Raw genomic sequence first — 23715 nt, 5'->3', positions numbered from 1 at the left:
TTTCTAAGTAGGAGAAATTTTTTTGAAAGCGTTTTACAAAAAGGTATACGATGCATAAAGAAATGTACTATACTATAAATAGATATAACAAGAGTGAGGTTTTAAAGTATAGACTTTTAAAATTAAATGATTATAATTAAAATATCATTATATTTTCGTTAAAGATATATTGGATAAAGCAAACATAATTTTATAGAATGATTTTTAAGGTGGTTCGTTTATGAACAAATATGAAGCAATAGCAATTGAAGTGAAACGTCGAATTAAAGAAAATTTCTATCCATTAGACCATCCGATCCCTGATGAGATTACATTGTCCAAAGAATTTTCCTGCAGCAGGATGACGATGAAAAGGGCGTTGGATAAGCTAGTGATGGAAGGACTTCTTTATCGAAAAAGAGGACATGGAACCTTCATTGTTCAGTCTGCTTTGCACGATAGCAGAGTAAATGTTTTGTCAAATGAAATTACAGGACTGTCAAAGCTGTTAGATGGAGAAAAGATAGAGAGTAAAATTATTAAATTTGAAGTTCACTTTCCGACCGAAGAGGTTGCATCTCACTTGGCAATTGATGTGAAAACCCCAGTGTATTATTTAATTAGATTAAGATCTGTGAAAGACGAACCGTATGTTTTAGAAATTACTTATATGCCAACAACAATCATAACAGGTCTAAATGACGATGTCTTATATGGATCGATTTATGAGCATATTACGAAAACATTAGGATTAACGATAGCTGGATCTCATCGGAAAATTAGAGCATGTAAATCGACTGACCTAGATCATGAGCATCTTGCATGTGCATTGGATGATCCTATTCTTGAAGTAGAACATGTTGGCTATTTGAATAATGGCATTCCGTTTGAATATTCCTTTTCCCGTCACCGATATGATAAATTTGAGGTAACAACCGTAAATTTAAAGCGATAAAGGAAAAATTTCTAAACGGAGATAAGTTAACAAGGAAAACTAAATCTAGCAGCTATCATAAAGAGTATTCTTTATGATAGCTGCTTTTTTGCTAACTAGTAAAAAAGATAGGAAAAATAATAAAAAAACTATTTACATTCACGTTACGTCAACGTTTACGATAGAAGAGTCAGGAGGTGAATAGATGGAATATACCGTGCATGCATTAGGGAAGTTAGCGGGAGTAAGTACAAGAACATTGCGATATTATGATGAAATAGGCATTCTCAAGCCAGCGAGAATCAATTCATCAGGATATCGGATCTATGGGCAAAAGGAGGTAGATAGATTACAGCAAATCCTTTTTTACCGCGAGTTGGATGTTCCTTTAGAGACTATTAAGAAAATGATGGGTTCCCCTTCCTTTGACGTCAAAGAAGCATTGAAGGATCATCACGAAAAACTCCTCGCCAAAAAAGAACAGTTACTCCAATTAATCGAGAATGTAGAGAAAACGAGGGATGCAATAGAAGGGAGAAGAACCATGACAGATAAAGAAAAATTTGAGGGCTTTAAGCAGAAAATGGTGGATGATAATGAAGCGAAGTATGGTAAAGAAATAAGAGAAAAGTATGGGGAAGAGGTCATTAATCAATCCAATGCTAAATTCATGAATATGTCAGAAAGCATGTATAACAACATGATAGAAGTAGAGAAAGAGCTGTTTTCTACATTAAAAGAAGCGTTAAAAGAAGGAAATCCAGCAGGAGAGGTCGCTCAAAAAGCGGCAGACTTGCACAAGCAATGGCTTAGTTACACATGGCCAGAATATAAGAAAGAGGCGCATGCTGGGCTTGCGGAAATGTATGTTGCTGATGAGCGTTTTATCTCTTATTACGACAAAATACAAACAGGCGCTACAGCGTTTTTACGTGATGCCATTTTGATCTATACAGGGATAACTTCTGAAAGTTAGCCAAATAGAAAAAGTTCCATGATTGTCTTTTATCATGGAACTTTTTCAATAGCAATCATTTAAATTTAGGAAGCATTTCGAACTTTCTTCGCTTCTGCTTTTCGAGAAGTTGCATATCTCCAACCTGTAAGAAGCAAACCAATAAAACAAAGACTACTGGAGACAAGAAATACGACATGCATCCCACTAAGAAAAATATCAGGTCTTCCAGGAATAAGGGCCGTAACTCGATAGCCTGCTTTCATGCTCATAACAGAGAATAATATGCTCGTTGCAAGGGAAATTCCGACAACCATTCCTAAGTTACGGACAAGTGAATTTATGCTTCCTACAATCCCAAGCTGCTTCCGCTCCACTGTTGACATAATTAACGAATTATTAGGAGATTGGAAAAGACCTGAACTTGCACCAAGCATAATAATCCATAATGCAAGACTTGTCAGTGTGCTTCCTTCATGAAGAAGTGTTAAACCAATTTGTGCGACAATCATTACTAATAATCCAGCAAAAGTAATAGCTTGCCCACTTATTTTATCAGATAATGCTCCACTTATCGGAGCAACAACCGCCATGGTAATGGGAAAGAGCATAAGAATATAACCCGAATGTAATGCTGACAACCCAAGAATATCCTGTGTGTAAAAAGGAGACAGGATATTAAAACAAAAATTAGCTATAAAGACAATAAACGCACAAAAGATACTGACAGAAAAAAGTGGATTCTTAAAGATGGAGAGCTCTAGCATTGGACTTTCTTTTCGATGCTCCACGATGATAAAACTAATAAATGTAAGCATCCCTATAATAATAGAAATGATAATGAGCCAGTTTGTGTATCCATATTGTTGACCAAGTAATAAACCGCCAATAAAAAGAATAATGGCGAAACTGAATAATAAGCTTCCTGCTACATCGATCTTTGTCTTTGTTATTGTCACATCTTTAGGTAATATTTTCCACGCTAAGGATATAGCAATCAAACCGATTGGTATGTTTATCCAGAAGATATATTCCCAGCCTAAGCTTGAGATGATTATACCCCCTAAGCTTGGTCCTGTAATACTCCCTAAAGAGACAAAAGTTCCGATTAACCCTAAAGCCTTTCCTCTCTCTTTTACTGGGAAAATTTCTGTCACAATTCCTTGGCTATTTGCCATCGTCATTGCTGCGCCTATCGCTTGGACAATACGAGAAATGACTAAAAGGGACAGGGAATTACTTAGTCCACAAAGGAAAGAGCCAATGATAAATAGAACCGATCCCCATTTAAAGACGTTAATCTTTCCAAACATGTCACCTAATTTTCCAAAGAAAAGAATAACGGTACAGATTGTTAGCAGATAGCTAATAACGATCCACTGCGAGCTTGCAAAGGCAAGACCTAACTGTTTAGAGATAGTCGGAAGTGCAATATTTACAATGCTTGCATCTAAGGTTCCCATAAATGTGAATATATTTAAAACAGTAAAAATGAGCCATCTACGTTGATACATGTCGTGGTTGTTTTCTTTTACAGAAGGATGCAAATAATCACCTCATTTAGTTAATTACCTAAGTAACTATTATTGCTTCATTTTAAAATAAGTTAGTTGCGCGCGCAACTATTTTTTTGTATGCTACAATCAATGAAATTAGTCTTCGCTTTCCTATTTGAAACTATCCGAGGGGGAACCAATATGAATGAAATGCCGATTGGAAGGATGATATCGATGATCCATAGGCAGAATCAGAAATTCCTTGCGAAGGAATTGAAGCCATTTGAATTAGGAAATGGTGGGCAACACGCTTTTTTGAAAACAATTATTGCTAAACCAGGAATAAATCAAGATGAACTTTCCTCTCTTTTAAAGTTTGATAAAGCGACAACCGCCAGAGCAGTAAAGCATTTAGAAGCCGTCGGATATATTGAAAGACACACAGATAACAATGATCGACGATCTAATAATTTATATCCAACAAATAAGGCACGAAATATTTTTCCACATATACAAAAAGTGTTAGAAAGGCTAAATGAAGAAATTACTAGCAATTTGACTGCGGAAGAAGAACGTCAATTGCTTCCATTGTTAAAAAAGATTTACCCTGAATTAATGAATACATTGTAAGGGAAGAAAAAGAAAAATAGAGGCAAGGTGGGGACAAATATCCCCCCCTATTATGTGAATGAATTTTAATAATTAAACTTCTTTTTTGGTTAAATATTCGGCCAAGCTTAACCAATTATTCTCGATTAATATTGGAAGATGGCTCTTGTTTCCGTTAGATAGACATGCAATTATTTCCTTATGCTGTGTAATGGACTTTTGTCCATCCAAAGCATTAAATTTTACTAACTCAAGCCGACGAATTTTAGGAAGAAGGCGATCTAAAGCGGTCACTATTTCTGGATTCTGGGATGCTTCTAAAATTACGGCATGGAATTGGTCATCTAGTTGAATCGCTCGATACTTATCCTCTGCGTTCAGTGCTTCAGCAAATTCATTGTTTATTGCAGTCATTTGCTCGGCATGTGCTGCAGATAAAGTGGCGAGAGCTAATTTAGCAGCCAATCCATGGAGCGAGGCTACAATGGTAAAGGCGTGCATCGCTTGTTCTACTTCAATTAGGCTAACAATTGTTTCCGAACCTGGAGAAGTTACAATTAATCCTTCATCCTCCAATTTTTTGAGTGCTTCTCGTACAGGGGTTCTACTTACGCCAAATTGCTCAGCCAATGCTTTATCGTTAATTCTCTCACCAGGCTTTAATTCAAGATGAATGATTGCTGACTTTAACTGATTATATACTTGTTCTCTTAATGATTGACGTGGAATTTGCGTAATATTTTTCATAGCAATAATATATCATATTTTGGTTATATTAGTGGAAAAGAGTTGCGACACTGAATTATTCACAAAAATGTCAATCCATTTCATTTTACTTTTATACCATACGGGGGTATTATATATTTATAAACGATATGTAAGGGGGAGTTTTATTGGACCATAAAGACCATGAAACAGAAATAAGTTGCCATATTACAAGTGATCGAAGAAGTCATCATTCAGATAAAGTAAAACAGAATCTTGTCACCAGATTAAATCGTATTGAAGGTCAAATTAGAGGGATTAAAGGTTTAATCGAGAAAGATACGTATTGTGATGATGTTATTACACAAATTTCTGCAACACAATCTGCCTTAAATAGTGTTGCCAAGATTTTGTTAGAAGGTCATTTAAAAAACTGTGTGGTAGAGCGTATCCAAGATGGAGATATGGAAGTAGTTGATGAAGTATTAACAACGATTCAAAAATTAATGAAAAAATAAGGAGTGTTTTAAATGGAAAATGTAACATTAAAAGTAGAAGGAATGTCTTGTAATCATTGTGTGAAAGCAGTAGAGGGAAGTGTAGGAGAGCTTGCTGGTGTTTCTACGGTTAAAGTAAATCTAAAAGAAGGATTAGTCGATGTTGCATTCAATGCTAATGAAGTTGCTCTTGAAACAATTAAAGAAACAATCGATGAGCAAGGCTATGATGTAAAATAATTCAATGAGGGAAAATGTGCTGTTTTTCTGCACATTTTTATTTTCACTAAAATATACCCTGTATAGGTATAAGGAGTTTTGCGGTATGGCTGAACAAAGTGTCATGAAAAGTAAGGGGAAAATAAAGGAACAAACCTTTGATATTACGGGAATGACTTGTGCTGCTTGTGCTACTCGTATTGAAAAAGGGCTTAATAAATTGCAAGGTGTTGAGAATGCAACAGTCAATTTGGCGCTTGAAAGGGCAACGGTTAAGTATAGAGAAGAGGAACTTTCAGCAAATGAAATAAAAGAAAAGGTTGAAGGATTAGGATATGGAGTAGTAACAGAAAAACTAGAATTAGATATTTCAGGAATGACTTGTGCTGCCTGTGCCACTCGTATTGAAAAAGGGTTAAATAAGATGTCTGGTGTTAACCATGCAACCGTCAATCTTGCTTTAGAGAATGCAACAATAGAGTACAATCCGGCAAGTGTTGCTACAGATGAATTAATTGGAAAAATAAATAAGCTAGGCTATGGGGCAACAAAGAAAGAGTCCAAACAGGCAACCCTAAATCAAAGGGAAGCAGAATTCCAAAGACAGAAACAGAAATTCATATTCTCGATGGTTTTATCGCTCCCACTTCTATGGGCGATGGTTGGTCATTTTACATTTACTTCTTTTCTTTATGTCCCTGCGATATTCATGAATCCATGGGTGCAAATGGCTCTTGCAACGCCTGTTCAATTTTTTGTAGGGAAGCAGTTTTACGTAGGAGCCTATAAAGCATTAAAAAATAGGAGTGCGAATATGGACGTTCTTGTTGCATTAGGAACTTCCGCTGCTTATTTTTATAGTGTCTATCTATCCTTTCAGACATTAGGACATCTAGGCCATCCCGTTGGTCTATATTTTGAAACAAGTGCCATTCTTATTACGCTAATTATTCTAGGGAAACTATTTGAAACGAAAGCAAAGGGAAGATCCTCTGAAGCAATAAAAAAACTGATGGGTCTTCAAGCAAAAACCGCTGTTGTGATTCGAGATGGGGAGCAAAAGGAAATTCCCCTTGAAGAGGTTTTAGCAGGAGATATACTATTTGTAAAACCAGGTGAAAAAATTCCCGTAGATGGTGAAATTATCGAAGGGCAATCAGCGATTGATGAATCAATGCTTACTGGTGAAAGTATTCCAGTTGATAAACAAGCGGGAGATACAGTAATTGGCGCCACCATTAATAAACATGGCTTTTTAAAAATGAAGGCTACAAAGGTTGGCAAAGAAACAGCACTTGCGCAAATAATTAAAGTAGTGGAAGAAGCTCAAGGCTCTAAGGCACCAATTCAACGATTGGCAGATCATATTTCCGGAATTTTTGTTCCAATAGTAGTAACTCTTGCGCTTATTACGTTTCTTTTCTGGTATTTCATAATAACGCCTGGAGATTTTGGAGAAAGTCTAGAGAAGTTAATCGCAGTATTGGTTATTGCTTGCCCTTGTGCGCTTGGGCTTGCGACGCCAACGTCGATTATGGCTGGATCAGGCAGAGCAGCAGAATATGGAATTTTATTTAAGGGTGGAGAACACTTGGAAATGACCCATAAAATTGACACTATTTTACTAGATAAAACAGGAACAGTAACAAACGGGAAGCCTGTTTTAACAGACATAGTAACAGAATGGAGGGAAGAAGAATTACTATCCTTAGTTGGAGCAGCAGAAAGCAAATCGGAGCATCCCCTAGCAGAGGCGATTGTCAAAGGGATAACCGATCGAGGAATTGTCCTTCAGGATGCAGCTCAATTTGAAGCAATTCCAGGCTTCGGCATTCATGCGAATGTAGAGGGGAATGACATATTAGTCGGAACCCGGCGATTAATGGATCACTATCGCATAAATGTTGGAAAAATTCTTCCAAAGATGAAAGAGCTTGAATCACAAGGGAAAACAGCAATGCTTATTAGTGTTAATGGTAAATATGCTGGTCTTGTTGCTGTAGCAGATACAATTAAACAAACGTCAAAAGCGGCAATTAAGCGATTGAAGCAGATGAATATAGATGTTCTAATGATTACTGGTGATAACCAGCAAACAGCAGAAGCGATAGGGAGACAAGCAGGCATTGAACATATCATTGCAGAAGTTTTGCCAGATGGAAAGGCAGAGGCTGTCAAAAAGCTGCAACAGCAAGGGAAAAAAGTTGCAATGGTCGGGGATGGAATAAATGATGCTCCGGCACTGGCTTTAGCAGATATTGGAATGGCGATTGGAACGGGAACGGATATTGCAATGGAGGCAGCCGATATTACGCTCATTCGAGGCGATCTACAAGCAATTGCCGACAGTATTTTAATAAGCAGAAAGACGATCACGAACATTAAGCAAAATTTATTTTGGGCATTTGGCTACAATACAATCGGCATACCAATTGCGGCACTGGGGTTACTAGCGCCTTGGCTTGCTGGTGCGGCTATGGCATTTAGCTCTATATCTGTCGTATTAAATGCCCTTCGTTTACAGCGTTTGAAGCTCTAAGGAAAAAACATTTTCTGTTTCGTTCATAATCTATGACCATTTATCTCATACTACAATTGTACGTCGATAACTACTAGCAGGAGGTAACCAATATGGCGAAGCAGAAAAAATCTGAAGTAAATAACCAATGGGCAACTGCCAATACAGAAGTTACAAGTAAAAAACAACATAAAACAGCAACAGATAATCAATGGGCTTCTACTAATAAGAAACAGTAATGATTTTCCTTGTGAAAAGCATACCAATTGTGAGTTGGTATGCTTTTTATGGTTAATTGAAATTTTAGAAAGTTATTTTGCAGCTGCCTGCATTGCTTTAAATCGTTCGATATCATCAGGATTACCAAAGCTGCGATTATTTGTATCAAGGGCAGTAATTGTTTTAATATCGTCTGCATTGAGTGTAAAGTCAAATAAATCAGCATTTTCAATAATACGATGTTCATGAACAGATTTAGGAATAATTATCGTATCTCGTTCTAAATGCCAGCGTAAAATAACTTGAGCAACTGTTTTATTATGCTTTTTGGCAATCTCCGCTAAAGCAGGTAAATCGAATAAACCATTTTTGCCTTGACCGAGCGGGGCCCATGCTTCATGCGCAATATTATGTTGTGCCATATAATTTCTTAATTCCACCTGTTGGAAAAGAGGATGCGTTTCTACTTGGTTTAGCATTGGTGTTATGTTAGCTGTTTTCGCTAATTTCTCAAAATGGTGAATTTGAAAATTACATACACCAATAGCCCGGACTAATCCTTCTTCATAAAGATCCTCTAATGCTCTCCATGTCTCTTCAAAGCCAGGTGCTGCCCAATGAATGAGATAAAGATCTAAATAATCAAGCTGCAATTTTTTTAATGATTCGTGAAAAGCTTTTTTTGTTTCTTCATAGCCGAAGTCGGTTACCCAAACCTTTGTCGTAATAAATAATTCCTCACGAGGTACTCCAGCTGATTTAATAGCATTGCCTACAAATTCTTCGTTTTCATATCTTGTTGCCGTATCAATAGAGCGATAGCCATTATTAATAGCAGCAAGGACACTTTGTTCACATTCTTTAGGATCATTTACTAAAAAAACACCAAAGCCTACGTACGGAATTTCTATACCATTACTTAATTTCTTTGTCGCATTGAGTGATAATTCCATCATTTCACCTCGTTAGAATAGTTTTACTATCCTAAGAGTATCGATTTCTGGTTGATTTTTCAAATAATTGAGATTGGAAGCTGCAAGTAAGAGTCGGGAAGTCGCAAGTAAGAGTGGGAGAATCGCAAGTAAGAGTGGGAGAATCGCAAGTAAGAGTGGGAGAGTCGCAAGTAAGAGTCGGGAAGTCGCAAGTAAGAGTGGGAGAGTCGCAAGTAAGAGTCGGGAAATCGCAAGTAAGAGTCGGGAAGTCGCAAGTAAGAGTGGGAGAGTCGCAAGTAAGAGTGGAGAATTGCAAGTAAGAGTGGAGAATTGCAAGTAAGAGTGGGGAAATCGCAAGTAAGAGTGGGAGAGTCGCAAGTAAGAGTGGGGAAGTCGCATATAATGGGGAAATATATCAACAAATAAAGGTTAATTACCAATAACCTACTCTACATAAATAAAAAAACCCTCCAAAAGAAGGGTCTTAACTTAAAGTAATTATTTTACTGTTTCAGGTACACTTAAGCCTAAACCTTCAGCAACTTTTGTGCCGTATTCAGGGTCTGCTTTGTAGAAGTGACCGATTTGACGAAGTTTGATTTCTTCTAATTCTACTGGTTTCATTGCGCCAACAATGTTTGCAACTAATCTTTCACGTTCTTCTGTAGACAATAAGCGATAAAGATCTCCTGCTTGTGTGTAATGATCGTTATGATCATATGCAACACTTTCTGCTACTCCAGATACTGCAAATGGAGTCGTTTTGTTTTCAGGTGTTTCTTTTGGACCGCTAAAGCTATTTGGCTCGTAATAAACAGAACCGCCACCATTGCCATCAAAGCGCATTTGGCCATCGCGTTGATAGTTATTTACTTCATTGCGAGGACGGTTAATTGGAAGTGCATTATGGTTTGCACCAACACGGTAACGATGTGCATCACTATAAGCAAATAAACGACCTTGTAGCATTTTGTCTGGTGATACTTCTACACCAGGTACTAATGTGCCAGGAGAGAAAGTAGCTTGCTCTACTTCTGCAAAGTAGTTCTCTGGATTACGATTAAGTACCATACGACCAACTTCGATTAAAGGATAATCTTTTTGAGACCATACTTTTGTTACATCGAATGGATCAAAACGATACGTATCTGCATCTTCTAATGGCATGATTTGAACATAAAGTGTCCAAGCAGGAAAATCTCCTTTTTCAATGGCATTAAATAAATCTTCTGTATGATAATCAGGATTTTCCCCAGCAAGCTTAGCTGCTAGATTTACATCAAGATTTTTAACCCCTTGTTCTGTTTTGAAATGATATTTAACCCAAACGCCTTCTCCATCTTCATTCACCCATTTAAATGTATGGCTTCCGAATCCGTGCATGTGACGAAGGGTTGCAGGAATACCACGATCTGACATAAGAATGGATACTTGATGTAGTGATTCAGGTGAATGAGACCAGAAATCCCATACAGCTGTTGGGTTTTTTAAGTGTGTTTTTGGATCTCTTTTTTGTGTATGAATGAAATCAGGGAATTTAATCGCATCGCGGATAAAGAATACAGGTGTATTATTCCCAACGATATCGTAATTACCGTCTTCTGTATAAAACTTCACAGCAAATCCACGTGGATCACGAACAGTATCTGCAGAACCTAGTTCCCCAGCAACTGTGGAAAAACGAATAAACATTGGTGTTCTTTTTCCAACTTCAGATAAGAAGTTAGCTTTTGTGTATTTTGTTAAGTCATTTGTAACTTCGAAATAGCCATGAGCTCCAGCCCCTTTGGCGTGAACGACACGCTCAGGCACACGTTCTCTATTAAAATGAGCTAATTTTTCAAGTAAATGCACATCTTGAATTAAAGTAGGTCCACGATGTCCAGCAGTTATAGAATTTTGGTTGTCCCCAACTGGTGCTCCCCAGCTAGTCGTTAATCGATTATTTGACATATAAAAAATCACCTCATAATTTTGTTCTTTAGTATATGTATATTATAATATCACCTATAAATAAAAAATCAATATAATTTTATAATAATTATAAATAAGTTTTTGATAAAAGGGATTTATAGGCAAATAAATACATAAAACTAGTAGATATAGTAGAATTGGTAGAAAAAACTAATAGAGAATGGGTAAGCATGAATGAGAATAGGAGAACCTTTAAATAAGCTAAGTATGCCTTTAAGAAGAATGTTGTTTTATCCGATACATTTTATGATTGTAGTATCTGATTTATTCCGAATATCTGCTAGGATATAGGCTCTATTTCCCTTATAATGAAAGAAAGATTTTTGTCGGACAAAGATTATAGGGGGCTTTACTTGATGTTGCAAAGTGAGAAAAGTATTGTATTAATTGGTTTTATGGGAGTGGGAAAAACAACGATTGGAAATGCTTTAGCTAAAAAGCTTCAACAAGAATTTATTGATGCTGATCAGCAATTAGAAAAAAAATATAATATGAAGATTACTGAAATTTTTCGTAACTATGGAGAAGCGTTCTTTCGGAAAAAAGAGAAAGAGATGATCATAGCCTTATCTAAACAAAAGCAACAAGTCATTTCCTTAGGAGGCGGAGCTTTTTTGCAAGAAGACATTCGTAAGGTTTGTTTAGATAAATGTATTGTCTTATATTTAGATATGTCTTTTGAAGCGTGGAAGGAAAGAATTCCTTTTATTATTGATAGCAGACCGGTATTACAAGGGAAATCAGAGGAAGCAATAAAGGAATTATTTAATGAGAGAAAGAAAATCTATGCTAATCATCATTTGAAAGTAAAGATGGATGGAACAGAGCTAGAAGAAATAGTAGATTCCATCATTCATTCATTAAATCTCATAATAAAGGAGTAAGTGTTGGAGGGGAAAAATGTGAGGAAAAGAGTAACGGTCAGAGATGTCACAATTGGAGTAGGTATGCCGAAAATATGTGTGTCTCTTATTGGAAGAACAGAGCAAGAATTAAGGGAAGAGGCAGCATTACTTAGCGAACTCGAAATCGATATAATCGAATGGCGTGTTGATTATTTCAAAGAAGTGGAAAATACGAAAAGTGTTTTGAAAACACTCCACCTGTTAAGAAAAACGATCGGAGATATTCCATTGCTATTTACTTTTCGAACAGCAAAAGAGGGGGGAGAAAAGGAAATAGAAGAGGAAGCTTATTTCTCATTAAATAAAAGTGTAATAGAAACAGAACTTATTGATTTACTAGATATTGAATTATTTATGGGAGAAGACAGGATAAAGCAGGTAATCGATATGGCGCATTCACATCAAATCGCTGTTATACTATCCAATCATGATTTTGAAAAAACTCCTACGAAGGAAGAGATTCTCTCTCGGCTGCAAAAGGCTCAACAATTAGGTGGGGATATTCCGAAAATTGCAGTTATGCCTCAGTCTATTAAGGATGTCTTAACTCTATTAGATGCAACAGCAACGATGAAAGAGCTTGCTGCAGATCAACCAATTGTGACGATGGCTATGGGAGGAAAAGGGGTAGTGAGTAGAATGGCAGGAGAAATATTTGGCTCAGCTATTACATTTGCAGCTGCAAAAAAGGCATCAGCGCCAGGGCAAATTCCAATTGAAGAATTGAGAAATATTTTAAATATTTTACATAAAAGTTTATGAATCGGATTTCGCATAAGAAACGAATGGTGGTTGAGTTCTTATGCGAAGTCTTTTTTGTTTGGTTAAGGAAAAAATAGAGTAGGGTTTAAACTGACAGTCACCCAAAAAGCTTGCTTAAATAAAGAAAAAGTTGATACACTCATCTTTAAACGATATCTATTAATGGAGCTGTTTTTAGAAAATGGAAGTAAATGAGAGATTAGTTCAAACAAAAACATTCTTTGCGACACAACAAACATTGCCACTTGCTTTTCGGCTTCTGCAGCTGGAAAAGTTGAAAAATGCCATTTTAAAAAAGGAACAAGTTCTAATAGAAGCACTGCAGAAAGACTTAGGAAAGCATCCATTTGAGTCATACGCATCGGAAATTGGATTTGTGCTTAATAGTATAAGTCATACAATGAAACAGCTAAAAAGATGGATGAAACCAAAAAAGGTAAGAAGTACATGGAGTCTATTTCCTTCCAAGGGAGAAATTCTGTATGAGCCATATGGAACAGTTCTAATTATTGGCCCCTTTAATTATCCCTTTCAATTATTGATTGAACCATTAATTGGAGCAATTGCAGCAGGAAATTGCGCAATATTAAAGCCTTCAGAGCTTGTACCGACTGTTTCAGCCGTAGTAACAGAAATGATTAATGCTACATTCGAATCTTCTTATATTTGTTCTGTAGAAGGCGGAGTGGAGATGAATCAAGCATTAATCCATGCTAACTTTGATTATATTTTCTTTACAGGTAGTACGAAGGTGGGCAAAATAGTGATGGAAGCGGCAGCGCAACATTTAACGCCTGTTACGTTGGAGCTGGGTGGGAAAAGTCCTGTGGTTATTGATGAAACAGCAAACTTACTGATAGCAGCTAAGCGCATTATATGGGGAAAGACACTGAATGCGGGTCAAACATGTGTAGCACCAGATTATATTATGGTACACGAATCAGTCAAAGAGGCGTTAATCATCGAATTTAAAAAAACACTTATGAACTATTTTGGAGAAACGATTGAAGATAGAGAGGATTTCGGCAGAATTGTGAGCGAACGACATTTTCTTCGCTTAAGAGAGATGTTAGAAGCAGACCAGGATGGCATCCTATTTGGAGGGAAGAGTAACATAGAAACACGATTTATTGAACCGACTTTACTTGATGCTACTTGGGAATCGGCAGCAATGCAAGAAGAAATCTTCGGTCCTATTTTACCTATCTTATCGTATTCAAACTTAGACGAAGCCGTTGAATCGATGAATAAGCTGGATAAACCTTTAGCCCTCTATCTTTTTACGAACAGCAAGGAAACAGAAGAAAAGGTGATACATGCGATATCATCAGGAGGTGTTTGTATTAATGATGTACTGACACATATTGTTCCTCCAAGTTTACCGTTTGGTGGAGTTGGTGCGTCTGGGATGGGCGCTTATCATGGAGAATATAGCTTTACTACATTTTCTCATCAAAGAAGTATACTCAGGAAGAGTAGCAGAATAGATATCCCGATTCTTTATCCCCCATATACAGAAAAAAAGGACAAAATTATTCGTAAAGTACTTAAATAATAAGCTTTAGGAGGTTGATTTGTTGATTAATATACTACTAGAAGAAGCAAAAACGTTTATTGATACGGCATATAAGGAACTGAACAAGTCAGAAGAAGAGATCGAAAACCGACTTGCACAAGTAGAGAAAACTATCTATGAAAAAGGATATTATGAGCATACAGAAGAAGAATTGATATATGGGGCTAAAATGGCTTGGCGTAACAGCAATCGCTGTATTGGTCGATTGTTTTGGGAAAATCTACATGTAATAGACAAACGCCAGGTTAACACAGAAGAAGAAGTAAAAGAGGCCTTGTTTCAACACATTGCGTATGCAACAAATGGAGGGAAAATTAAGCCAACGATTACGATTTTTCCACAAAAAAGGGAAGATGCTTCTATCCGAATATGGAATCATCAGCTCATTCGTTATGCAGGGTATGAAACAAAACATGGAATCGTTGGCGACCCAGATTCTATAGCCTTTACCAAGGAGTGCCTAAAGCTTGGCTGGACTGGACAGCAAACAAATTTTGACATCCTTCCACTTGTTATTCAAATAAATGGGAAGAAGCCGAAACTATTTGAAATACCTAGAGAAATTATAGTAGAAGTACCAATTCATCATCCAGACTATCCATGGTTTAAAGAGCTAGATTTACAATGGTATGCTGTGCCGATTATATCTAGCATGCGTCTTGAAATTGGAGGTATTTCCTATACGGCAGCACCATTTAACGGGTGGTATATGGGAACAGAGATTGGCGCAAGAAACTTAGCGGATGAGAATCGGTATAATATGCTGCCAACTATTGGAGAATGGCTTGGCCATAACGTGAAAAAGAATGTCACACTGTGGAAGGATAAAGCTTTAGTTGAATTAAATATTGCTGTATTGGACTCTTTTCAAAAAGCAGGAGTAACAATTGTTGATCACCATACAGCTGCACAGCAATTTAAGACATTTGAAAATAAAGAGGTGGAAAAAGGGAGAGGTATTACGGGCAATTGGGCATGGCTTATTCCACCGCTATCTCCTGCAACTACCCATATTTTTCATAAACGATACAATAATGAAGGAAAAAAACCAAATTATTTTAATCAAAAATGTCCATTTAACTAGATATTAGAGTGGAACTAGATTATCTAAACTAGCTTAGTTCCCTCTAAATTCGGTAATGCCGAATGTTTGATCATAGTTGTAACCATTAAAATAAATATCTAAATCATGAAAATATCGATGTAGGTTTCTCATAGCGTCACGATCATCCTTCTCCGCTACAACTTGAGCATTTACAGTGATATCCTCGATGTCTTGGGCAATTTCTTCATCGGATACTTTTATATCTTTAAGCTCATCAAGAATGGATAGTGCTGCTTCCTTTTGTTTTTCATAGCTTGTCGTTTCAAGTCTGCCCCAACCCAATGTTTCGTTATAAAAGTCATGCCAATTAGAAATAAATGTGTGCCCACTCGTCCCATCTGCTAAAACAACAACTTCCTCATTTACAGGCGTATTGACTTGTTCTGTATCAAAGGATTCTTCTACTTCGGTAGATGCTTCCTTTACGACAGGTCGCTCATTTTTTGTTTGTAAGGGAGATTTACTGTCAAATAGAATTTGCATAACAAAAAAGGAAGAAACGCCGATTGCGGTAATTGATAGTAGGATGATAATAGTCCAAGTCCAAAGTTTCATCTGTAAAATATTCCCTCCTTTTGAAATACTCAACTATTAGTCTATCATTTGTCAAAAATGAATTCAATGATTCAAAATGAGTTCGGTAAGTGAATCAGCACACCAACTTCCTCTACTGCATGCATAAATTCATTAAAGCTGGACAAGGTAACAAAAAAGGGAGTGTTAGTATGGAAGGAGAAAAACATTTACCTATAGAATTTAGTGATCGCATGCATCATTTATTGGGCAATCTCCAAGAGAAAATTGGAGAACTCCAGCATACCATGGACGAAAGAGATTGCTGCATCTTAAATGACTTTGAAGAAGTAAATAAGTTATTTAAAAGTATTCATCACAGTGCTGCTACCTTCTATTTGCAATTATATTTAGAGCCTTATACAAAGGAGTTAGAAATACTTACAGCATGTGCACAAGCTTTATCAGAAAAACGTCATGGTGCATTAATTGCTATTAAGCGGAGAGGTGCTTTAGAAACGCTTATTCATTCAGGAGTGCCCTTACATGCGAAATTAACTGCGTCATTATTAGAAGCAATTTTCTATCCTGGAAATCCCTTGCATGACGGTGGGGTGCTAATTGAGGAAAATTTGATTGTTTCTGCGGGAAATATTTTTCCGTCCTCGGTTCATTACAGTGGAAAGGAAAAATTAGGGACAAGACACCGAGCGGCTATTGGCTTAAGTGAAATATCCGATGCTTTAGTTATTGTTGTATCCGAGGAAACAGGTAGAATATCATTTGCTCTGGGTGGCGTTTTATATCCTATTCAACCTGGCGGGATAAATAGGTAGAAGCTTATTTAGAAGCTATTTAGAAGACTAAACGACAAAAAAGACCAATAATGGTCTTTTTTGTTGAAATTAGATTAATGTCTTCAGGGTTTCCTGAAGCGTGCCTCTTGTTTCGGCATCTTTTTTTAAATGGATGCCTGCATGAATCATTTTTTTTACTAATTCTGGTCTCAATCCCGTAAGAATAGCTTTACAACCCATCATAGAAATTCCGGCTAATATTTTTTCGAAATAATCTATTACATCCATTTCCATTATAGCTATACCAGAGAGGTCAATTACGAGCGTTTGAATCTTTGATTCTGCTATGTCGTTTAGCACTTTTTCTTCAATAACTTTAATTCTGTACGAGTCAATAAAACCAATTAGAGGTAAAACTGAAACAAATTGCTTGATAGGGATAATAGGGACGGATAAGTGTTCCACCACTTCCCTTTGTTTATGGAGCATTTCATCTTTATATTTGGAATAACTAAGAAAGAAAGTATTTAAAAATTGATCTATTTTTTCATTAAATAATTTTTCCATGCTGTAAAAATTTTCACGACCATGTAAGATGTCCTTTTCTTCATCTAATATGCTTATAAAATGCCATAAAGTTCTTCTTATCGCTTGAATCCATTCTAGTTTCAACTCTAATGTCAATGAGTGTTTTGCCCAAGCAATTCCTTCCACTTTAGCAAAAGAGACTAAATCCTCCTCTTGTTGATCTACTGCATAAAAAATTAATTTTTTTGCATTTTTTAATAGATCGATGTTCCCTTTATTTAAAATATCTGTAATTTTAGTTGAAACATTAATTGCTTCCGTGAGTAATTTATTATTAAACTTCTTCTCATTTTTATTAATAAAAATTTTAAATTCTTCCTTTATGTACATTATTGAATTCATTTCTACTATCCTCCTGGATTAAATTAATGTAGAAAACATTAATTTACACAAATAAAAAGAAACATTAATGACGAACAATATCATTTACCCTCTTGTTAAGAAAATAAAACCTACAATGTTAACAAAAAAAGGTTTGGAATAGGAATTAGACTGATTTCTCTTGTATGAAAGGTCTAATAAAGATATAATAAAATTAACTGATAAAAGAAATGAGGTGGGAAGGATGTTAAGTTCAACTGTTTTAGTGCAAGGTTATATGATGGAAAATCTTTATATTAACCGTGCAAAATTTGCGATTGATGTTGTTAACGGGATAGGTATGCCCTTTTTTAAACAACTAAATAGCAAACTAAAACAGTGAAAACATCTCTTACCCACATCTATATGGACGGTTAAAGGAGTGCATTTTCATGCGCTCCTTTTTTAATGGCTTTGGTATAATCAAAGTCTTTTATTCTAGAGGATTTCAGTATGCCATTTATAAACGAATCTTTCTAAGTGTTCATGTAGAGGTATTTATATTTGATGGAAAAGCAGAACAATCTTTTCCTAAATAATGTGCCATGGAGAACTTGTTTTTCCATGGCTTTTTTGCGTTCTTCATAGCATAGGAATTAGTCGTCCATCAAGGAGGCTGGGAAAAGAGATAATCATAAAAAGGAGCGGGAATATGATTATTTGCAGTGTTAATAATGTAGCGAAAATGTATGGAGGAAATGCAATATTTGAAAATATCTCTTTAGAAATTAAAGAAAAAGAAAGAGTTGGTCTTGTAGGTAGAAATGGAAGCGGCAAGACAACATTATTTCGACTACTGGCAGGGAAGGAAACTCCTGATTCTGGGCAAATCCATTGGAAGAAAGGATTGAAGATTGGATACTTAGAGCAAATACCTGTTTTTGACCATTCTTTAAAGGTTAAAGAAGTTCTAAAAAGTGCATTTGCAAGCCTAGTCACTATAGAAGAGAAGATGAAAAAGATGGAAGATGGGATGGCTAGAGATATCAATCCAGATCAATTACAGTCATTAATAAATGAATATGGAAAATTACAGGAGTTTTTTACCAATGCTGGTGGATATGAGATAGAAGCTAGGATAGATAAAATTATCCATGGCTTGAATATTCAACATTTAGTAACCAAAGAATATGGGGCATTGAGTGGCGGAGAAAAAACAAAAATTGGTTTAGCCATGATACTTCTTGAGGAACCAGATTTTCTCTTATTAGATGAACCAACGAACCATTTAGATTTAATAGCGGTGGAGTGGCTTGGGAAGTTTCTTCAAGAGTATGATGGAACGGTTGTAGTTGTCTCGCATGATCGCTATTTTCTCGATGAGGTCATTCAGAAAGTTGTAGATTTAGAAGATGGTGAGGTAACTACTTATCATACTAATTTCACCAATTATACGAAGGAAAAGGAAGAAAGACTTTTAAAAGAGTTTCAAGCCTACGAGGAACAACAAAAGAAAATCAAAAAAATGAGAGAAGCCATTAAACGACTTCGTGAGTGGGCGAATCGGGCAAATCCACCAAATGAAGGACTTCATAAGCGGGCAAGAAATATGGAACGTGCTATTGAAAGAATGGAAAAATTATCTCGACCAATTATTAATAGAAAGAAAATGAATTTTGACATGGAGTCAAGTGAGCGAAGTGGCAAGGATGTGATTCTTGTTCGTAATGTTTCGAAAAGCTTTGGAGAACAGCTCCTTTTTCGCGGTGTGGATATGCAGATTAACTATAAAGAGAGGGCTGCAATCATTGGAGAAAATGGTACAGGGAAATCTACATTGATTAAGATGATTCTTCAACAATTGGACATAGAGAATGGAGAAATAAAGATTGGAAGTAAGGTGAAAATCGGTTATCTTTCTCAGCATGTATTAATGGAAATGGAAGGGGAAACTGTGATCGAAGCTTTTCGAAATGAAGTACATGTGACAGAGGGAGAGGCAAGACATATTTTAGCTCAATTCCTCTTTTACGGTTATTCCGTTTTTCAAAAGGTTTGTAATTTAAGCGGAGGAGAAAGAATGAGGCTTCGCTTAGCCCAACTTATGTATCAAGAAGTCAATCTATTAATTTTGGATGAGCCGACCAATCATTTAGATATTGAATCTCGTGAAGTATTAGAAGAGGCTCTAGAAAATTTTGATGGGACTATTCTTGCAGTATCCCATGATCGATATTTTTTAAATAAACTATTTCAAAAGATTTATTGGATTGAGTCACAAGAGATTCGCTGTTATATAGGAAACTATAATTATGCGCGAGAAAAATCAGAAGAAAAGCGCTTATCAAAAAGACAGGTAATCGATTCAGGAAAATGGAAAAAGCCGATTCAACCGATTAAGCCAAAACCAATGAGAGAAACTAGATTTAATCAAGCTCATTGGGAAAAAGAGTTAGAGGGATTAGAAAAGGAGATTACAGAAGTAGAGCAAAGAATAGAAAAAGAGGTGGAATGGGATTCATTAGAGAAGTTGGTTTCTGAAAAGGAAGAGCTTGAAAGGAAATGGGAGCAACTGTATCGACGAATAGATGATATTTAAAAAAAGCGAGAGGCTGTCTAAAGGGGGACAGTCTTTCGCTTTTTTTTCGCTGTTACAATTCAACAGCGCTTGCGTATATATCCTTTATCTTTATGATATAGAGCGAGTGCTACGATTAATATGAAGGTAGCAACCCAAATCGCTTTATTACCAAATTGTGTTGTTGTAAAGGTGCCTAATAATGCTCCAAATAAAAAGGAGCCGATAATAATCGAAAACTCTTTGAACTGTATCTTTGCTTCTTGACTCTGTTTGGTAAAGGCAGCATAAGCGGCTTGTGTAGCAGTCCGAAGATTTCCAGTGGTCATAGTCGAATTATAGGCCCATTTATCAAGTTTATTAAAGGTCGATATTTGTAAAGAAGATACAAAGGAAATACATGTTGTAACAATAATATTTGGTACAGAGGTTGGCAAAAATCCGACAACAAGCAATACGATACATTCAAGAATAAGAATCGAGCGTCTATAGCTATATAAAATTTCTCTAATAGAAGGAATTTTAACAATTTCAGAAACTAAAACCCCTAAAACAAAAGCCACTAATGGCGGGATGTAATGAAGGGATTCCAGCCATTTCCCTGTTGCAGCATTGACTGCAAATAAAACAATATTCCCTGTTTGGGCATTAGCAAATACCCCATCTCGGCTAATAAATGTATATGCATCTAAAAAACCACCAACAATCCCTAATAAAGCAGCTAGTAAGACGGAATTAGAAGATAAGGAAGGTATTGGTTTTAATTTATCAATCATAAAATGACTCTCCTTGCAGGATAAGTTCTTTCCCGTAAAAATGCTTAGGAAAAACACTACTATCTTATCATAAATCATAGAATGTTTATTTGAACAAAAAACGAATTTTTGATTTAGGAGATGGGACTCTTACTGAGCAAAAAAAGAGAAAATGCAAACATTCTCTAACTTTTCCTCATCTAGATAGTTTTTTTTTCGATGTACTCCAAATAATTATGTCAAGAATTTCATTACTGGTATAATGTAAATTTTTCGTAAACACTGTATTAATTTCGTGTAAATAATATTCAAGAATAGTGTAAATTTGTGTTGCAACTTGTTAAGATAACTTGGTATGTGTCTAAATGAAATAGGAATTAGGGGGACAAACTTTTGGAAATAAATTATCAAGAAATGATTTTCCAGTTTCTTGGAGGATTAGGGGTATTTCTTTTTGGTATTAAATATATGGGGGATGGCCTGCAGAATGCTGCAGGAGATCGTCTGCAAGAAATCTTGGATCGATTTACGACAAACCCGTTTATGGGTGTATTAGCAGGGATATTTGTAACGGTCTTAATCCAGTCTAGTTCAGGAACTACTGCAATAACAGTAGGGTTGGTAAGTGCTGGCTTTATGACATTGCGTCAAGCAATTGGTGTTATCATGGGTGCAAATATCGGAACAACTGTTACTGCATTTATCATCGGTATCGATATTGGGGAGTATGCTCTACCGGTTATTGCAGCGGGTGCGGTTCTTTTATTCTTCTTTAAAAATCCAAAAATCACTTCATTCGGACAAGTTGTATTTGGATTTGGAGGACTATTTTATGGACTAGAACTAATGAGTGCTGGTATGAAGCCACTACGATCATTAGAAGCTTTTCATGAGTTAACAGTTAATATGAGTAACAATCCAATTTTAGGAGTTGTAGTCGGAACAGTCATAACATTAATTGTTCAAAGCTCTAGTGCAACAATTGGGATTTTACAAGAGTTGTTTGCTACAGATGCTATCTCTTTACAAGCTTCTTTACCAGTATTATTTGGAGATAATATTGGAACGACAATTACAGCAGTTCTCGCTTCCATTGGTGCTTCAATTGCAGCAAGAAGAGCAGCAATGGTACATGTACTCTTTAACATTATTGGTACTGTGATATTTGTAATTATTTTAGCGCCGTTTACTCATTTCATTTCATATTTACAAGGAGCTTTAGGCTTAAACGAACCAATGACCATTGCATTTGCGCATGGGATATTCAATGTTTCCAATACGATTATTCAATTTCCATTTATCTTTGCATTGGCATGGATGGTGACAAAGCTAATTCCAGGAGAAGATGGGGCTATTATTACAAAACCGCAGCATTTAAATACAACCTTTATTGAACATTCGCCTTCCATTGCTATAGGTCAAGCAAAGGAAGAATTAGAAAGAATGAAGGACTTCTCTATTAAAGGCTTAGAAGAAGCATTTATGTACTTACAAACTGGTGAAAAGAAGCATAAAGAAAAAGCACTTCAATATGAGCAAGGGATAAATAATTTAGATAAAGAAATAACGAGCTATTTAGTAGAGCTTTCATCTAAAGCACTGACGTCGCATGAAAGTGAAGAGTTTTCCATCCTAGTTGATTCTATCAGAGATATTGAAAGAATCGGTGATCATATGGAAAATATCGTAGAACTTGTGGAGTATAAAATCAATAAAAAAGTAGAGTTTTCCACAGATGCGAAAAACGAATTAGATGACATGTATCGCTTCACAGTGGACACGTTAAAAACTTCTTATGAAAGCTTTTTTGCTAAAAATGTCGAGCTTGCAAAAAAAGCTATTACAAATGAAGAAGAAATTGATAAAATGGAAAAACAATACCGTAAAAAGCATATTAGCCGCTTAAATGAAAGAAAATGCAGTGGTGATGCGGGAATTGTTTTTGTAGATATTATCAGTAATCTGGAACGAGTAGGCGATCATGCTGCAAATATCGCAGAGGCGATTGCTATCGTTAAATAAATAAGTTAGGACCACATGAGTTATTATCATGTGGTCCTAACTTATTTTTATTGCTACTATTTTGACCAATAAATAGATAGCCATAAAAAAATGGTGAAGTATTCTAAAATAGTGAGTTTTTCATAGAGACTTCTGTAATAAAAATAGGAAGAAATAACGAAATATTCTATTTCTATTACTAATTTTACAAAAAGTTAGTGTCGATTTTACAATATTCAGTTATCTTTATATAGTAATGGATTCTATTAAAAATGTTTTTAGTAATAAAATTAATAGAAGAACATAACGATAATAGTTTTGAGGAGGAAAAAAGTTGAAAGACAATAGTAGAAAAAGATTATTTTCAATATTTTTAATTTTCTTATTAGTTTTTTCAAACTTCTTTAGCACACTTACGGGAAAGGCAGCCTCAGAAAATACAAAAGCAAAAGACTTATTTATTTCAGAATACATAGAAGGTACTTCCAATAATAAGGCCATAGAGTTGTTTAATGGAACTGGAAAAGACGTAGATTTATCATCCTATTCAGTTGAACTCTATTCAAATGGAAAAACAACGACAACATCTGCCCTTCGTTTAGAAGGTAAATTAAATGATGGGGAATTATTTGTGATTGCCCACCCATCTGCTAATGATACGATTAAAGAACATGCAAATATAACAAATGGTGGTGTAGCAAACTTTAATGGGGATGACGCTATTGTTTTAAAATATAATGATGAGATTATTGATGTATTTGGGAAAGTTGGGGTACAGCAAGAGTGAGGGAAAGACCG

At 35.8% G+C, this 23715-nt stretch carries 24 protein-coding genes; 17 read left to right on the top strand and 7 right to left on the bottom strand.

What is annotated here, in order from left to right; genetic code table 11:
• Positions 1-220 precede the first annotated feature (220 nt).
• Complete coding sequence (locus RTL21_RS01460; protein WP_312092603.1) at positions 221-934, top strand: GntR family transcriptional regulator; 714 nt, start codon at positions 221-223, stop codon at positions 932-934.
• A 184-nt stretch (positions 935-1118) separates the two neighbouring features.
• Positions 1119-1889, top strand: a complete 771-nt coding sequence (locus RTL21_RS01455) for a MerR family transcriptional regulator (protein WP_312092601.1) — start codon at positions 1119-1121, stop codon at positions 1887-1889.
• Positions 1890-1954: 65 nt separating this feature from the next.
• Here RTL21_RS01455 and RTL21_RS01450 read toward each other — a convergent pair whose 3' ends face one another.
• The gene (locus tag RTL21_RS01450) at positions 1955-3382 is read right to left on the bottom strand and encodes an MFS transporter (RefSeq protein ID WP_312092599.1); all 1428 of its coding nucleotides are present in this window, start codon (positions 3380-3382) and stop codon (positions 1955-1957) included.
• Positions 3383-3565: 183 nt separating this feature from the next.
• On the opposite strand from RTL21_RS01450, the gene RTL21_RS01445 reads away from it, so the two are divergent.
• The gene (locus RTL21_RS01445) at positions 3566-3994 is read left to right on the top strand and encodes a MarR family winged helix-turn-helix transcriptional regulator (protein WP_312092597.1); all 429 of its coding nucleotides are present in this window, start codon (positions 3566-3568) and stop codon (positions 3992-3994) included.
• 72 nt (positions 3995-4066) lie between these two features.
• Here RTL21_RS01445 and RTL21_RS01440 read toward each other — a convergent pair whose 3' ends face one another.
• Positions 4067-4720, bottom strand: coding sequence for a GntR family transcriptional regulator (locus RTL21_RS01440; RefSeq protein ID WP_312092595.1), 654 nt, complete (start codon positions 4718-4720; stop codon positions 4067-4069).
• Positions 4721-4866: 146 nt separating this feature from the next.
• On the opposite strand from RTL21_RS01440, the gene RTL21_RS01435 reads away from it, so the two are divergent.
• The 4 genes from RTL21_RS01435 to RTL21_RS01420 all read left to right on the top strand — a co-directional run bounded on the left by RTL21_RS01435 (position 4867) and on the right by RTL21_RS01420 (position 8151).
• Positions 4867-5196 (top strand): metal-sensitive transcriptional regulator, encoded by a 330-nt coding sequence (locus tag RTL21_RS01435; RefSeq protein WP_312092593.1) that lies wholly within the window; start codon positions 4867-4869, stop codon positions 5194-5196.
• 12 nt (positions 5197-5208) lie between these two features.
• Positions 5209-5415, top strand: a complete 207-nt coding sequence (gene copZ, locus RTL21_RS01430) for a copper chaperone CopZ (RefSeq protein ID WP_312092591.1) — start codon at positions 5209-5211, stop codon at positions 5413-5415.
• A gap of 85 nt (positions 5416-5500) precedes the next feature.
• Entirely contained in the window at positions 5501-7933 is a 2433-nt protein-coding gene (locus RTL21_RS01425; protein WP_312092589.1) for a heavy metal translocating P-type ATPase, read from the top strand.
• A 92-nt stretch (positions 7934-8025) separates the two neighbouring features.
• On the top strand, positions 8026-8151 hold the full coding sequence (locus tag RTL21_RS01420; protein ID WP_263479846.1) for a hypothetical protein: 126 nt from the start codon (positions 8026-8028) through the stop codon (positions 8149-8151).
• 72 nt (positions 8152-8223) lie between these two features.
• Here RTL21_RS01420 and RTL21_RS01415 read toward each other — a convergent pair whose 3' ends face one another.
• Positions 8224-9084 carry an aldo/keto reductase gene (locus RTL21_RS01415; RefSeq protein WP_312092586.1) on the bottom strand — a complete coding sequence of 287 codons (861 nt, stop codon included), beginning with the start codon at positions 9082-9084 and terminating at the stop codon, positions 8224-8226.
• A 113-nt stretch (positions 9085-9197) separates the two neighbouring features.
• Between RTL21_RS01415 and RTL21_RS01410 the strand changes: the two genes are divergently transcribed.
• Entirely contained in the window at positions 9198-9383 is a 186-nt protein-coding gene (locus RTL21_RS01410; RefSeq protein ID WP_312092584.1) for a hypothetical protein, read from the top strand.
• Between the two features lie 178 nt (positions 9384-9561).
• On the opposite strand, the gene katA is transcribed toward RTL21_RS01410, so the two are convergent.
• On the bottom strand, positions 9562-11016 hold the full coding sequence (gene katA / locus RTL21_RS01405) for a catalase KatA (RefSeq protein ID WP_312092582.1): 1455 nt from the start codon (positions 11014-11016) through the stop codon (positions 9562-9564).
• A 377-nt stretch (positions 11017-11393) separates the two neighbouring features.
• On the opposite strand from katA, the gene RTL21_RS01400 reads away from it, so the two are divergent.
• The 4 genes from RTL21_RS01400 to RTL21_RS01385 all read left to right on the top strand — a co-directional run bounded on the left by RTL21_RS01400 (position 11394) and on the right by RTL21_RS01385 (position 15364).
• On the top strand, positions 11394-11921 hold the full coding sequence (locus RTL21_RS01400) for a shikimate kinase (protein ID WP_312092580.1): 528 nt from the start codon (positions 11394-11396) through the stop codon (positions 11919-11921).
• 18 nt (positions 11922-11939) lie between these two features.
• Positions 11940-12704, top strand: coding sequence for a type I 3-dehydroquinate dehydratase (gene aroD, locus RTL21_RS01395; RefSeq protein WP_312092578.1), 765 nt, complete (start codon positions 11940-11942; stop codon positions 12702-12704).
• A 181-nt stretch (positions 12705-12885) separates the two neighbouring features.
• Positions 12886-14259 carry an aldehyde dehydrogenase gene (locus tag RTL21_RS01390; RefSeq protein ID WP_312092576.1) on the top strand — a complete coding sequence of 458 codons (1374 nt, stop codon included), beginning with the start codon at positions 12886-12888 and terminating at the stop codon, positions 14257-14259.
• A 31-nt stretch (positions 14260-14290) separates the two neighbouring features.
• Positions 14291-15364, top strand: coding sequence for a nitric oxide synthase oxygenase (locus tag RTL21_RS01385; protein ID WP_396954407.1), 1074 nt, complete (start codon positions 14291-14293; stop codon positions 15362-15364).
• Positions 15365-15397: 33 nt separating this feature from the next.
• Here RTL21_RS01385 and RTL21_RS01380 read toward each other — a convergent pair whose 3' ends face one another.
• Positions 15398-15940 (bottom strand): hypothetical protein, encoded by a 543-nt coding sequence (locus RTL21_RS01380; RefSeq protein WP_312092572.1) that lies wholly within the window; start codon positions 15938-15940, stop codon positions 15398-15400.
• A 170-nt stretch (positions 15941-16110) separates the two neighbouring features.
• Between RTL21_RS01380 and cdaS the strand changes: the two genes are divergently transcribed.
• Entirely contained in the window at positions 16111-16734 is a 624-nt protein-coding gene (gene cdaS / locus RTL21_RS01375) for a sporulation-specific diadenylate cyclase CdaS (protein WP_312092570.1), read from the top strand.
• A 69-nt stretch (positions 16735-16803) separates the two neighbouring features.
• Here cdaS and RTL21_RS01370 read toward each other — a convergent pair whose 3' ends face one another.
• Positions 16804-17625 (bottom strand): STAS domain-containing protein, encoded by an 822-nt coding sequence (locus RTL21_RS01370; protein WP_312092568.1) that lies wholly within the window; start codon positions 17623-17625, stop codon positions 16804-16806.
• 223 nt (positions 17626-17848) lie between these two features.
• Here RTL21_RS01370 and RTL21_RS01365 point away from each other — a divergent pair, with 223 nt between their 5' ends.
• Together RTL21_RS01365 and abc-f are read left to right on the top strand one after the other, a co-directional pair.
• Positions 17849-17986: an RAxF-45 family protein gene (locus RTL21_RS01365; protein WP_312092566.1), complete on the top strand. Its 138-nt coding sequence runs from the start codon at positions 17849-17851 to the stop codon at positions 17984-17986.
• Between the two features lie 195 nt (positions 17987-18181).
• Entirely contained in the window at positions 18182-20182 is a 2001-nt protein-coding gene (gene abc-f / locus RTL21_RS01360; RefSeq protein ID WP_483870163.1) for a ribosomal protection-like ABC-F family protein, read from the top strand.
• 59 nt (positions 20183-20241) lie between these two features.
• Here the strand turns inward: abc-f and RTL21_RS01355 are convergent, their stop codons facing one another.
• Complete coding sequence (locus RTL21_RS01355; RefSeq protein ID WP_312092562.1) at positions 20242-20937, bottom strand: YoaK family protein; 696 nt, start codon at positions 20935-20937, stop codon at positions 20242-20244.
• A gap of 372 nt (positions 20938-21309) precedes the next feature.
• On the opposite strand from RTL21_RS01355, the gene RTL21_RS01350 reads away from it, so the two are divergent.
• Both RTL21_RS01350 and RTL21_RS01345 read left to right on the top strand, forming a co-directional pair.
• Positions 21310-22938 (top strand): Na/Pi cotransporter family protein, encoded by a 1629-nt coding sequence (locus tag RTL21_RS01350; protein WP_312092560.1) that lies wholly within the window; start codon positions 21310-21312, stop codon positions 22936-22938.
• Between the two features lie 313 nt (positions 22939-23251).
• Positions 23252-23704: a lamin tail domain-containing protein gene (locus tag RTL21_RS01345; RefSeq protein WP_312092558.1), complete on the top strand. Its 453-nt coding sequence runs from the start codon at positions 23252-23254 to the stop codon at positions 23702-23704.
• Positions 23705-23715: the final 11 nt, after the last annotated feature.

The sequence above is a fragment of the Niallia sp. genome (assembly GCF_031978665.1).
Lineage (GTDB): Bacteria > Bacillota > Bacilli > Bacillales > Cytobacillaceae > Niallia.
Note: the sequence above shows the minus strand (reverse complement) of the source record. Positions and strands in the feature narration are given on the sequence as shown.